At 63.7% G+C, this 13,201-nt stretch carries 9 protein-coding genes; 4 read left to right on the plus strand and 5 right to left on the minus strand.

The annotated features are described in order from the left end of the window. The first annotated feature begins 233 nt into the window (after nucleotides 1-233). Nucleotides 234-2,288 (plus strand): choline transporter, encoded by a 2,055-nt coding sequence (locus OP494_RS09285; RefSeq protein WP_280540450.1) that lies wholly within the window; start codon nucleotides 234-236, stop codon nucleotides 2,286-2,288. A gap of 110 nt (nucleotides 2,289-2,398) precedes the next feature. Here OP494_RS09285 and fruA read toward each other — a convergent pair whose 3' ends face one another. From fruA to ptsP, 3 genes are read right to left on the minus strand one after another with little or no spacing between them, the layout of a single operon-like run. Beyond that, nucleotides 2,399-4,180 (minus strand): PTS fructose transporter subunit IIBC, encoded by a 1,782-nt coding sequence (gene fruA / locus OP494_RS09290; protein ID WP_280540451.1) that lies wholly within the window; start codon nucleotides 4,178-4,180, stop codon nucleotides 2,399-2,401. Next, the gene (pfkB, locus tag OP494_RS09295; RefSeq protein WP_280540452.1) at nucleotides 4,177-5,145 is read right to left on the minus strand and encodes a 1-phosphofructokinase; all 969 of its coding nucleotides are present in this window, start codon (nucleotides 5,143-5,145) and stop codon (nucleotides 4,177-4,179) included. The genes fruA and pfkB overlap by 4 nt, the downstream gene beginning before the upstream one ends. Continuing rightward, complete coding sequence (ptsP, locus tag OP494_RS09300) at nucleotides 5,145-8,021, minus strand: phosphoenolpyruvate--protein phosphotransferase (RefSeq protein WP_280540453.1); 2,877 nt, start codon at nucleotides 8,019-8,021, stop codon at nucleotides 5,145-5,147. Before ptsP ends, pfkB begins: the two co-directional genes overlap by 1 nt. Before the next feature lie 317 nt (nucleotides 8,022-8,338). On the opposite strand from ptsP, the gene cra reads away from it, so the two are divergent. The 3 genes from cra to OP494_RS09315 all read left to right on the plus strand — a co-directional run bounded on the left by cra (nucleotide 8,339) and on the right by OP494_RS09315 (nucleotide 12,044). Beyond that, nucleotides 8,339-9,352, plus strand: a complete 1,014-nt coding sequence (gene cra, locus OP494_RS09305; RefSeq protein ID WP_280540454.1) for a catabolite repressor/activator — start codon at nucleotides 8,339-8,341, stop codon at nucleotides 9,350-9,352. A gap of 74 nt (nucleotides 9,353-9,426) precedes the next feature. Continuing rightward, complete coding sequence (locus OP494_RS09310) at nucleotides 9,427-10,080, plus strand: phosphoribosyltransferase (RefSeq protein WP_280540455.1); 654 nt, start codon at nucleotides 9,427-9,429, stop codon at nucleotides 10,078-10,080. A 35-nt stretch (nucleotides 10,081-10,115) separates the two neighbouring features. Continuing rightward, entirely contained in the window at nucleotides 10,116-12,044 is a 1,929-nt protein-coding gene (locus tag OP494_RS09315; protein ID WP_280540456.1) for an alkaline phosphatase D family protein, read from the plus strand. 46 nt (nucleotides 12,045-12,090) lie between these two features. On the opposite strand, the gene rsd is transcribed toward OP494_RS09315, so the two are convergent. Together rsd and OP494_RS09325 are read right to left on the minus strand one after the other, a co-directional pair. Continuing rightward, nucleotides 12,091-12,600 carry a sigma D regulator gene (gene rsd / locus OP494_RS09320; RefSeq protein ID WP_280540457.1) on the minus strand — a complete coding sequence of 170 codons (510 nt, stop codon included), beginning with the start codon at nucleotides 12,598-12,600 and terminating at the stop codon, nucleotides 12,091-12,093. 79 nt (nucleotides 12,601-12,679) lie between these two features. Further along, complete coding sequence (locus OP494_RS09325) at nucleotides 12,680-13,198, minus strand: disulfide bond formation protein B (protein WP_280540458.1); 519 nt, start codon at nucleotides 13,196-13,198, stop codon at nucleotides 12,680-12,682. Nucleotides 13,199-13,201: the final 3 nt, after the last annotated feature.

Below are 13,201 nucleotides of genomic sequence, written 5' to 3' on the forward strand. Positions count from 1 at the left end.
CATCGGTAGCGACGCGACACACGCCCCCAACGGAACGTGACACACAGCCAAGTCAGTCGCGTCTCCCGCGAACATCTCGGCAGCGGCCAGAAATCCGCTACCAAGGAGCTCGCATGGAGAACCGTGTTCACGACGGCGGCGCATGGCCAGAAGCCCTTTCATGACTCTGCCATAGTAAAAGAACGCGCCTCTCGTCTCGCTACCGCCGTGCTTACACAACTAAAGGATTGCTCATGCATCCACAACACACCGACGACGTCAGTCGCGACCGCCTCAATCCGGTGGTCTTTTACGGTTCGGTGATCGGCATCGTGCTTTTCGCACTCTGGACGATGTTTTTCACCGACTCGGCCAGCGACATCATCAACGCCATACTCGGCTGGATTTCCAACACCTTCGGTTGGTATTACTTCATCGCCGTGGTTGCCTACCTGGTGTTCGTGATCGCCATAGGCCTGTCACGCTTCGGCAAGATCAAGTTGGGGCCCGAACATTCCAAGCCCGACTTCAACATGGCCTCCTGGGCGGCCATGCTGTTCTCGGCAGGGATCGGCATCGACCTGCTGTTTTTCTGTATCGCCGAACCGGTAACGCAGTTCCTGGCGCCTCCCGAGGGAGAAGGCAGCACGATAGAAGCCGCACGTCATGCCATGCAGCTGACATTCCTGCACTGGGGGCTTTCCGGCTGGGGCATTTACACGTTAGTGGGCATGTCGCTGGCGTTCTTCAGCTATCGGCATAATCTGCCGCTGACCATCCGCAGCGCGCTCTATCCTATCTTCGGCAAGAAAATCCATGGTCCCATCGGGCATACCGTCGATATCGCTGCCGTGCTGGGCACGGTCTTCGGTATCGCCACCAGCCTGGGGATCGGGGTCATCCAGCTCAACTTCGGCCTCAACTACATGTTCTCGATTCCCGAGAACACTCTGGTGCAGGCGGCGCTGGTGATCATGATCGTGTTCTTCGCCACGGTGTCTGCCGTCACCGGGGTGGAAAAAGGCATTCGCCGCCTGTCCGAATTCAACATGCTGCTGGCACTATTGCTGTTGCTGTTCGTCCTCTTCAGCGGCAAGACCTTGTTCCTGCTCAACGTGCTGGTGCTCAACGTCGGCGACTACTTCTCCGACTTCATCAGCCTATCGATGAACACCTACGCCTTTGATCCGCCCTCCGCTTGGCTAAACGGCTGGACCTTGTTTTTCTGGGCTTGGTGGATTGCCTGGGGGCCGTTCGTAGGGCTCTTCCTGGCACGTATCTCGCGCGGTCGCACGATTCGTGAATTCGTGGCCGGTACGCTCATTCTGCCACTGGTCTTCATGATGGCGTGGATGTCGATCATGGGGAACAGCGCCATCGACATGGTCATGAACGGGGCCACGGATTTCGGGGATGCGGCGATGAACACGCCAGCTTCGTCCATCTATCTGTTCCTCGAATCCTTGCCGCTGACCGGCATTACCACGCTAGTCACGACCGTTCTGGCCATCGTTTTCTTCGTCACGTCGGGCGACTCCGGGGCATTGGTACTGTCCAACTTCACCTCCAAGCTCAAGGACGTGAACAGCGACGCACCGATCTGGATGCGCATCCTGTGGGCCTGCGTAATCGGGCTTTTGACCCTGGCGCTACTGATGGCCGGTGGTTTGTCGGCCCTACAGAGCGTGGTGGTGATCACCGGCCTGCCCTTCTCCATCGTGTTGTTCTTCATGATGGCGGGCTTGCTCAAGGCGTTGCGCGTGGAAGGTCTCAAGGAGGACAGCCATCGCACCAGCCTCGCCGGGCATCTTTCCAGCCGCACCGGTGGCGGCGAGCGCTCGCCGCGCGGTTGGCGCCAGCGTCTCAGCCGGGCGATGAGCTTCCCGGGTGACAAACAGGCTCGGCGTTTCCTCGATGAAGTGGTCAAACCGGCCATGCAAGAGGTCAGTCAGGCCATCGGTCAGGAAGGCGTCAAGGTCGAGGTCGACGAGCAGGAAGGCGACGAGGCGCACCTAGCACTCAATGTCAGCCTCGGCGACGAGCAGAACTTCACGTATCAGGTCTGGCCGCGCCGCTTCGCCACTCCCTCGTTCGCGCTTCGCGCCCAACAGACCAATGCGTATTACTATCGCCTAGAGGTCTATCTGCTCGAGGGCAGCCAGGGCTACGATTTGATGGGGTACAACAAGGAACAGGTGATCGAAGACATTCTCGATCAGTACGAGCGTCACCTCCACTTCCTGCACATGAACCGGCAAGCGCCGGGGACCGTGACCATGCCGGACAGCCCTGAGCAACCGCCGGAATGATCTAGGCCGCCACCACATCGAGCCATTGGCTTATAAAGGGGCGCATCGCCAGATGCGCCCCTTGCATTGGCGACGCCCTCGTTGGCTGGACGCGCCGGGAAAGCGGCGTATCAAGTCGCCACTTTCTCCTCGACCGGCACAGCGGAAGCCCCCGGCTTGATGACGGCATACGCCACCCCGGCGATCACCGCACCCACCGCGATAGCCAGCAGATACAGCAGTGCGAAGTTGACTGCGTGCGGGATCAACAGCACGAACAGCCCGCCATGCGGCGCCATCAGTTGAATACCGAAATACATCGACAAGGCCCCGGTGATCGCCCCACCGATGATGCATACCGGCAACACGCGCAATGGGTCCTTGGCGGCGAAGGGAATCGCGCCTTCGGTAATGAAGCAAAGCCCCAACACGAAGGCTGCCTTGCCCCCTTCGCGTTCGGTCGTATCGAACTTGCGCTTGGCCAGCATGCTGGCGATCCCCATCGCCAGCGGTGGGACCATCCCCGCCGCCATGATGGCCGCCATTGGCGCATAGGTCTCGCTCGAAAGCAGCCCCACCCCGAACGTATACGCCGCCTTGTTGACCGGCCCGCCCATATCGACGCACATCATTCCGCCGAGCAATAGCCCCAGCAGCACGGCATTGGTCGAGCCCATGCTATCGAGAAAATTGGTCAGTGCATCAAGCAGCCCAGCTACCGGCGTGCCAATCACATAGATCATTACCAGGCCGGTAAACAAGCTCGCCAGCAGGGGAATGATCAGAATCGGTTTGAGAGATTCCACACTCGCCGGCAGCTTGAGATAGCGGGTGATCGCCTTGGCGGCGTACCCGGCAAGGAAACCGGCCAGGATGCCGCCGATGAACCCGGCGCCGATATTGCTGGCCAGCATCCCGCCGATCATGCCGGGCGCGATTCCCGGCCGGTCGGCGATGGAATAGGCGATATATCCAGCGAGGACCGGTACCATCAAGGCGAAGGCGGCTTCACCGCCGATCTGCATCAAGGCCGCCGCCAGAGTCCCCTCTTCCTTGAAGGCCTCGATACCGAACACGAACGAGAGGGCGATGCACAAGCCGCCGGCAACCACCATCGGCAGCATGAACGAAACACCAGTAAGCAGGTGCTTGTAGACCCCCTTTTCCTTGACGCTCTTGCCCTTGCCAGTGCTTTTCTCGCCAGACGACGCAGCATTGCCCCCCTGGCTCTCCACGGCAGCTTCAGCGAGAGCGTCCTGCACGGTCTGTCGAGCCTTCTTGAGCGCATTGCCGGTCGACGTCCGGTAGATGCGCTTGCCCGCGAAGCGCTCATCGTCGACCTCAATATCGCAGGCCAGCAGCACCACATCGGCCGCCGCAATGTCCGCTTCGCTGAGCTGATTCTGCGCCCCGACCGAGCCTTGGGTTTCAACGCGGATATGATGGCCCAGGCCGCGTCCGGCCTCTTCCAGCGCCTCGGCCGCCATGAAGGTATGCGCAACCCCGGTGGGGCATGCCGTCACCGCGACGATACGCTGGCCTTGGTCATCGCCGGCGTCAGCAGCGCTCGTGGGCGCCGCCTGCGGCGCTGCGTCACCGCCGGCGAAGAGTTCGGCCTCGCGCTCGGCCCGTGACAGGAACGCATCCGGATCGGGCAGCGCCTCGGCAATGGGTGCCTGGAACAGGCGCTTGTCCGTGAAGCGTGATGCATCGGGCACATGATCGGCGGCCACGATCACCAGTTCGGCATCGCGCACGTCCGCCTCGGAGACCGGCTGCGGTGGCTCGAGCTCGCCGTGCATTTCCACCGTGACCTGCCAACCGCGACGCCGGGCGGCCTGCTCGAGACGTCGAGCCGCCAGAAACGTCGTCGCCACGCCACTCGGGCAGGCCGTAATCAGGATCGCTTTCATGAGTCCTCCCTCGCGTTATCGTCGAGCCGACGCACGCACGTGTTTTGTTGGAGTTGGTCTAGGTCCGGGGCATGCGTATCGCCTACCCCGACATGGCGTACCGCCTCGGCGGAAAGCGCCGTCGCCAGACGCAAGGTAGCCTCGGCGTTGAGATTCTCGAGGCGACCGTGGAGCATTGCCGCCAGCAACGTATCACCAGCGCATACCGTGCTTGCGACCTCGACGCGCGGCGGCGTGGCCTGCCAGTTCCCCTCGGGGCCGACCCACAGCATGCCCTCGCCGCCCAGCGACACCAGGGCGTGCTCGATGCCTGACGCGTGCAGGCGTGTGGCGGCGGCCAAGCGCGACGCGGCGTCTTCCAGCGACTCACCCGCCCACTCGGCCAGTTCCGTCTCGTTGGGTTTGACGGCATTGGGCGTGGCGGCAATTGCGGCGTTCAACGCCGCGCCGCTGGTATCCACCCAGACCGGCACGTCATAGCCGCGCAGCCAACCGATCAAGGCCGCCAGATCATCGGGCGACATGCCTGGCGGCAGACTCCCGGCGATCACCACCGCGTCGGGGCATCTCGCGGCATCCACCAACCGCGCCTCAAGCACGGCATAGAGTGCCGCCAGATCATCGCGCGCCACCTCGAGACCGGGGCCATTGATATCGGTGACCCGGCCCTCGGCTTCGGCGAGCTTGGCGTTGATACGCGTTTCTCCAGGCAAACGCAGAAAGGCGTCCTCTAGGCCCCAGTCGGCGAAAGCGCGCCCGAAGGCACCGTCGTTGTCCGCGCCCAGAAAGCCCGAGACCGCCACTTCATGGCCCAGCGCCGCCAGCACCCGCGCCACGTTGACGCCCTTGCCCGCCGCCTCGAGATGCGTGGCCTCGGTGCGATTGACCGCCCCCAGCGTGAGCGCGGGCAAGCGAATCGCCAGGTCCAGCGCGGGATTGAGAGTCAGCGTCAGTACACGCGCCATCAGAGAGCCTCCAGCGCTTCGCGCACGGCATCGCCGGTCGACTGGCTCAGGGCCAGATCGGCGTGCTGACGAGCCACTTCGAGGGTCAGCTCGCGCAACCGTGCCTTGACCATCGGCACCTGCCGCGCCGAGACCGAAAGCTCATCGACGCCCAGCCCCACCAGCACGGGAACCGCCTGGGCGTCGCTGGCCAGCTCGCCGCACACACCTACCCATTTGCCCTGAGCGTGCGCGGCTTCGACGGTCATGCGGATCAGCGCCAGCACCGCAGGATGTAGGCCGTCGGCCTGGGCCGAGAGCTCTGCGTGACCGCGGTCGATGGCCAAGGTGTACTGGGTCAGGTCATTGGTGCCTATGGAGAAGAAATCGACCTCGGCGGCCAGGCTCGGTGCCAACAGCGCGCACGAGGGGATTTCGATCATCACCCCTAATTGCACATCGCCAGCCTGCACCTCGGCCTGCACACGATCGAAGATCTCGCGGGCGGCGCGGAACTCGGCGATGTCCTTGACCATCGGGAACATGATCCGCAACGGGCGGTCACCCGCGGCGGTGAGCAGGGCGCGCAGCTGCGTCTCGAGCACCTCCGGGCGGGTCAATGCCAGACGAATGCCGCGCAGGCCGAGAAACGGGTTGTCCTCCGGCGGCAACGGCCAATAAGGCAACGGCTTGTCGCCGCCGACATCCAGCGTACGAGCGACCAGCGGGCGACCGTCGAGGGCGTCGATGGCCTGGCGATATTCGGCGATCTGGGTGTCCAGATCCGGCGCCTCGGGGTGCGCCATGAACACGAACTCGGTACGCAGCAGCCCCACGCCCTCGGCACCGCGCTCGACGGCATCCGCTGCATGCGCCGTGTTGCCGAGGTTAGCGGCGACTTCGACACGATGCCCGTCCTGCGTGCGCGCTTCCTCATGGCGCGCGGCATAGGCCTCACGCTCACGCATTTCGTGCTCTTTCAGGCGTAGCTCGGTGCGTGAGCGACGCTCGTCGGAAGGTGCGGGAATCACACGGCCACGCTCGCCATCGACGATCACATCAATATCGTTGACCAGCGTCAGTACGCGTTCGCCGCCGCCCACCACGGCAGGAATACCCAGCGCCCGTGCAAGAATCGCGCTGTGCGAGGTCGCCCCGCCGCGCGCGGTGACCAGACCGCGCACCTTAGCGGTATCCAGGCGCGCCACGTCCGAGGGACCGACGTCATCGGTGATCAGAATGTAAGGTGTCTCCGGCGGCGTGGGTAGGCGCACACCGCACAGGATGCCCAGCACACGCCGGCCAACGTCACGCAGATCGGCGGCACGCTCGGCCAGCAAACGATCAGCGAGGTTTTCCTGGGCGCGAGCGGCAGTATCGATGGCCGACCACCATGCCGCCTCGGCACTCGTGCCGGTACTCAACGACTCATGCGCCGCTTCGCGCAGCTCGGGATCGTCGAGCATTTCCTCATGCATCGAGAGTATCTCGGCGACCTCGCCGCCCTGGGCGGTCCGCACCAAAGCACGCAGCTGTTCAGCAGCTTCCTGGATCGCGGCATCGAGGCGCGCCAGTTGCGCGGCGCTATCGCCGCGGCGGGTTTCGTCGAGACCATCGGCCCGCTCGGGGTACTCGAATCGCGGCGTGCGCATCACGAAGGCCGGCGCGATGGCCAGCCCCGGCGATGCCGGCACGGCGGGATGCGCGACGTCGTCTTCCAAGGGCGCGGGTAGGCTCTCATCCTCGTCGGCAGGCGCCTCGAACGATGCCTCCTGAAGAGGTGTCACGTGCTCGCCGAGGCCATCCTTGACGGCCGCGACAAGGGCTTCCAGTGCCTCGCTGGCGCCTTCACCTTCGGCAGAGAACACCAGCGTCTGGCCGCGTCGCGCCCCCAACCCGATGACCTTGGTCAGACTCGCCGCCGAGACCGCCTCGGCACTGCCCTCGAGCAGACGCACCTTGACCGGCATGGCCTGGCGTCGGGCAACCTGCACCAGTTGCTTCGCCGGCCGCGCATGCAGCCCATGGGCATTGAGCACCGTCGCGCGCGCAGTCTCTGCTTCGGCGGACTCACCGGAAAGCCGCGCCAGCAGCGTCGCGGCGTCGGCATCGGCGAGACTCTCGCCGATGCCGGCATCCAACAGGGCGCCCAGGCGTTCGAGCAAACCGCGATGCGCATCACCTTGCGCCGCCAGACAGAAAACCGCATTGACCGGTCCCTTGGGCCCCGAGAAGGCCTGTTCCGGCGTCGCCACGCCCAGTGTCGGCGTGATGACACCCTGGGCACTGCTCACCAGCCACAACCCCTGGCCCAGCGCCACTGGCTCCAGCGTGTTGATCTCGGCCACGAAGCTGCTGTCCACGCTCCCCACCTGACGCAACCGCGCCGCGGCGGCCAGCGCTAGCTCGAAGCGATCACGTGCAGGGAAGCCCAGGCACAGCGTATCGGCATCCAGGCGCGCCTCGACCGGTGCTTTAGACAACAGCGTAATGATCTCTTCACGGCTGTCGGCAGCCGCCAGACGCTGAGCCACGCCGTCGCGATCGAGCACGTGCGTCAACTGGCGCAGAATATCGAGATGCTCATCGCTCTGCGCGGCAATCGTCACCAGCAGGGTGACGCGTTGTCCATCATGCCATTCGATGCCATGGGGGAATTGCAGCACCCGCACCCCGGTGGTCTTGACGTGTTCGCGGCTCTCCGGGGTGCCGTGAGGAATGGCAATGCCATTGCCCAGGTAGGTTGACGACTGCGCCTCACGCGCGTGCAGTCCGTCACGGTAGCCAGGTGCCACACGGCCAGCCTCGACCAAGGCCTCACCGGCCTGATTCAAGGCATCGCGCCAATCGTGGGCGTGCCGGTCGAGTAGAACGTCTTCGCTTGTCAGTGTCAGCATGGAACTCTCCAGAATGCCGCCGGAACGGAGCCGTCCGTCCCTCGGGTAAGGCCAACGATCACGCCCGACGTGGCACCGTCATAATAGGCATAAGCACCGTCGAACCGGGACATGCCGACGCTTGGACGCCAACCACCCAGCGTTTGCGGATGACGGGCTGAATCGTGTCAGCTATCTTGGATAGCAATGCTGAAACGTTCACTACGATTTATCAAGCCACACGGGACTAGACCTTCGCAGGGGCGGACAAGCAAGACCGCGTGTCAGCCTCTAGAATAGGCGCTTTTGCATCGTCGGCTCGTTCAAGGAATGCCCCCATGACTCTCGCAGAAATCGCTCGGCTGGCCGGCGTCTCGCGCACCACCGCCAGTTACGTGATCAACGGTCAGGCCGCTGAGCGGCGCATCCGCCCCGAGACGGTGGCGCACGTCATGGCCGTTGTCGCTAAGCACGATTATCGTATCGATGCACAGGCGGCGGCGCTGCGCCGGGGCGCGAGCCGCACGCTGGGATTCATCGTGCCGGATCTGGAGAACACCAGTTACGCTCGCCTGGCCAAGCGTCTGGAGAATGGCGCGCGCCGTCTGGGCTATCAGTTACTGATCGCCGGCTCGGACGATGACCCCGACACTGAACGCGAGCTGGCGCGGGCCTTGCGCGCCCAACGCTGCGATGCCCTGATCGTCGCCAGCAGCCTGGCCATGGACGACCCGTTCTATCCCGACCTGATGGCGGGCGGTCTGCCGATCATTGCGCTCGACCGCGCCCTCGATCCCGAGCGCGTGGTCTGTGTGGTCAGTAACAATGCCCAGGCCGCCGGCGCCCTGACGCGCTCGGTGCTCGACGCCGATGTCGCGCGCATCGCTTGGCTGGATGCAGTGCCGGAGCTGTCGATCAGCGTGGAACGGCGGGAGGGCTTTCTGGAGACGGTTCGCGAGGCTTCCCTCGACGACCCGATATTGCTCAGCGGCGCGCGCTACGACCGCGCTACCGGCGCAGCGCTCATGCGGCGCCTGATCGACGAGCACGGCATTCCCGATGCGCTCGTCACGGCGTCCTATGTGCTGCTCGATGGTGTCTTCGATGTTCTACTCGAACAAGGGGGGCTGCCCGAAGAGCTGCGTCTGGCCACGTTCGGCGACGACCGCCTGCTGGACTTTCTGCCTTTGGCGGTCAATTCACTACCCCAGCATCACGACCGCATCGCCGAACTGGCCCTGAACCGCGCCATGCAAGCGGCATCCGGCGATTATCGTCCCGGCATCGACATCATCGAACGCTCGCTGCACGATCGCCGAGCTCTCAAGCACACACACGCACCGCTTGGTTGACCCACAGCGTTGGCCCAGGCTCGCAAAACTGACCATGCTTTCTTCGGAATTGTTGCCATCCGGCGAGGCATGTCATGAAAGAGCAAGAACTACCACTGCAAGACCGTCGAGACGCCGGCCGGCACCTCGCCCAGCGCTTACGGGGCCACGTTGACGCCTCGGCGCTGGTGCTGGGGCTGCCCCGCGGCGGTGTCCCGGTTGCCGCCGAAATCGCACGCGCGCTAGGCGTCGCACTCGATGTGATCGTAGTGCGCAAGCTGGGCGTCCCCGGTCACGAGGAATTCGCCATGGGCGCCATCGCCAGCGGTGGCGTACAGGTACTCGACAAGCCCCTTATCCAGCGGCTGGGCGTCGACGCGCGGCGACTCGAATCGGTCATCGATCATGAGCGCCACGAACTCGAACGTCGTGAGCACGCGTTTCGCGGCGACCAAGCCTACCCGACGCTCACCGGCCGGCAAGTGGTGCTGGTCGACGACGGCATTGCCACTGGCGCAACCATGCGCGCGGCGATTCGCGCAGTGCGCCGACTCGGCGCCGAGCACTGCATCCTGGCCGTACCCGTCGCCGCGCCCGAGAGTCTCGCGTCACTGCGTTCCGAGGTCGACCGCATCGAATGTCTGGCAGCGCCTGAGCATTTTGCCTCGGTGGGCCAGTGGTACCGGCACTTCGACCAGACCAGCGACGCTGAGGTGCGCGCCTGCTTGCGTAGTGCGCGAGACGCTTGATGACGGCATGCCAACCGCCCGTTATGCTGGCGTCCATGAAGCAGTCTTCCGCCTCTTTACCTGACGTTCTCGCCGGTCCCATCCTGCGCCGCGCATTGCCCGACCGCCTGGTGATCTGGCTCGTCGGGTCGCGCCCGCTCGACCTGACATTAACCTTGCATGTCGATGATGCTGAGTCGCCGAGCCAGCGTTTCGCACTGGATAGCTCGCTGTGCAGGCGCATACCGGTAGGCGAACATGCATGGCTGCATCTCATCGATGTGCCACTTACCGCGCCGCTGCCTTACGAGCGTCCGATTGGTTACGATCTGCGCGTAGCCGAGGAAACCGCCGATGCCACGCAAGGCATCGCCGACTGGGCGCCTCACCTCCTGTATGACGATGCCGACCGCCCCTGCTTCGTATTGCGCTCGCGTTTCGATTTGCTGCTCCACGGCTCATGTCGCAAACCGCACCATCCATCCGAAGATGGCCTGGTACGCGCCGACGAGCATGTCGCGGCCTCGCGCAACAGCTTCGAACGCATGCCCGCAGCACTCTTGCTGACGGGCGATCAGATCTATGCCGATGATGTCGCCGGCCCGATGCTGGTTGCCATCCACGCGCTCATTCAACGGCTCGGGTTGTTCGGCGAATGTGTGCAAGGCGCCGTGGTCGAGGATGCGGACAGCCTCTACACGCACCCCGATACGTATTATCGCCGGGAGCACTTGCTGCCTGCATTCGAGGCCAACGACAAGCTGCGTGAGCGCTTCTTCGGCGGTGTCCGCAAACCTGTTTTCACCACCAGCAGCGCGCACAATCACTTGATCACGCTGGCTGAGGTCATGGCCATGTACCTACTGACGTGGTCACCAACGCCCTGGTCGCTGATCGAGATCAAACGCCCCGCGCTCGACGATTCTCTGGCCGAGACCTTCGACGCCGAGGCCTCGATCATCGCAGCTTTTCGCGAAGGCCTGCCGCTCGCCGCTCGCGTGATGGCACACCTACCCACACTGATGATCTTCGACGATCATGACATTACCGACGATTGGAACCTATCCGCCGCCTGGGAAGAAACCGCCTACGGCCACCCATTTTCGCGACGTATCATCGGCAATGCCTTGCTGGGGTATCTGCTATGCCAGGGATGGGGCAACGACCCCGACGCCTTTCGCTCGCTATGGCCCACGCTGACGGCGTTATTCGAGCAACGCGACCTTGAGGGGCGCCTCGACTGCCGAACCCAAGATGCTCTTATCGAGCGTCTTCATGATTTCGACCATTGGCATTATCAGCTTCCCTCCACGCCGCCTCTAGTGGTGCTCGACACCCGCACACAACGCTGGCGCAGTGAGCGGCACCGCCACCACCCTTCGGGACTGATGGACTGGGAAGCCTTGAGCGAACTCCAGCAGACACTGCTCGGACAACATTCGGTGATCATCGTCTCGCCGGCACCGATGTTCGGGGTGAAGTTAATCGAGGGGATACAGAGGTTATTCACGCTGGCGGGCAAACCGCTGCTGGTGGATGCGGAAAACTGGATGGCCCATCGCGGCGCGGCCAGCGTCATGCTCAATATCTTTCGCCATACCCGCACCCCCGGCAATTACGTGATCCTCTCCGGCGACGTGCATTATTCCTTTGTCTACGATATCGAGGTTCGCCACCGCCAGCGCGGCCCACGCCTCTGGCAGATTACCAGCAGCGGGCTCAAGAACGAGTTTCCCACACGTTTACTGGATGTACTCGACCGTCTCAACCGCTGGCTGTATGCACCGGCGTCGCCGCTTAACTGGTTCACCAAGCGTCGACCCATGCACATTCGCCCACGCTACCCACAAGGGGCCAGCCACGGCGAGCGACTGTGGAATCAAGCCGGCATCGGACTGGTCACCTTGGATGCGCAAGGCCGCCCGGCCAGCATCGCGCAACTGGGCGTCGACGGCAGCACCACGTACTTCCTTGAGGACGATTGACTGCCCGACGGCTGATGCCAAACGGCATCAGCCGAAACGGCCCGGCTTACGACAAGGCGCGCGGTGCGGGGGAGTCGCCGACGCCGGAAGATGGCGCATGCGCGGCATGCAAGCGTGCGATGAGTTGATCCTCGAGCGCGAAGCGCTCGGTCAGGGCCTTGCTCAGGCGCTCGAGCCAGGCCGGCAGACGCGTCACGTAATGCTGACAACGCGTCGGCGTCGAATAGTCATTGTCGAACTCAAGCACCATTTGCGTAGACATCTCAAGCCGTGCGAGCAGACGATCGGCCAGGACCAGGGCGTCTCGGTCGTCGAACGCCACCGCCTCGTCGCGCAGCTTCGGATAGACTTCGAAATGACCACCGCTGATATAGTCCATCAAGGCTTCGCTGAAGGCATCGATACGCGCCTTGGAAACGGATTCCAGTTCCGCGTCGCAGGCCTCGCGCAGCTCCATCAGCGTCACCAGCATGTCATAGCGTTGTTGTAGCCAACGGTCGATGAGCGTGTGAACACCACCCCAACGCTCGAGGGCCGTCTTGGTATCTTCCAGCATGATGAACCTCTCCTGTCATGGCCGCGCGGGCCACTCCCTGACATTGAGGAAGGCGGCTCTCCTGCCGCCTTCCCGCCCCTCAACGGCGGCGAATCACGATACCGGCCAGCATGCCCAGCGGAATCAGTAGCAGCACGGCGAATCCCACCAGCGTCCATTGCGGGATCGACATGCCCAACAGCAAGCCGTGTATCTCGGCGCACTCTCCCGAGCCGGAAAGCACTCGCGAGATTACGCCCCACAATGGCAGCACTTCCATCATGTAGTCCAGTCCTGGACCGCAACTGGGCACACTTTCCGCGGGCAGCGACTGCAACCACACATGGCGCGCGGCAACCGCCACGCCCAGTGCCGCAGCCAGGGCGCCCAAGCCGGCATAAACGCCGCGCCCGACACGTCCTGCAGGATTGTGCACCGCGCCCACGGCGAAGACGAGCGCCGCAAGCAAGACCGCAATACGCTGCCCGATACACAGCGGACAAGGCGTCAACCCATAGACATATTGCAATACCAAGGCCACGCCCATCATCAGCACGCACATCGCCAGGCCCAGCAAGCAGCCTCGACGCACGTTCATCGCGGCCAATCGGGTAATCATCGT

Origin of the sequence: Chromohalobacter sp. 11-W (assembly GCF_029889905.1) — a bacterium.
GTDB lineage: Bacteria > Pseudomonadota > Gammaproteobacteria > Pseudomonadales > Halomonadaceae > Chromohalobacter.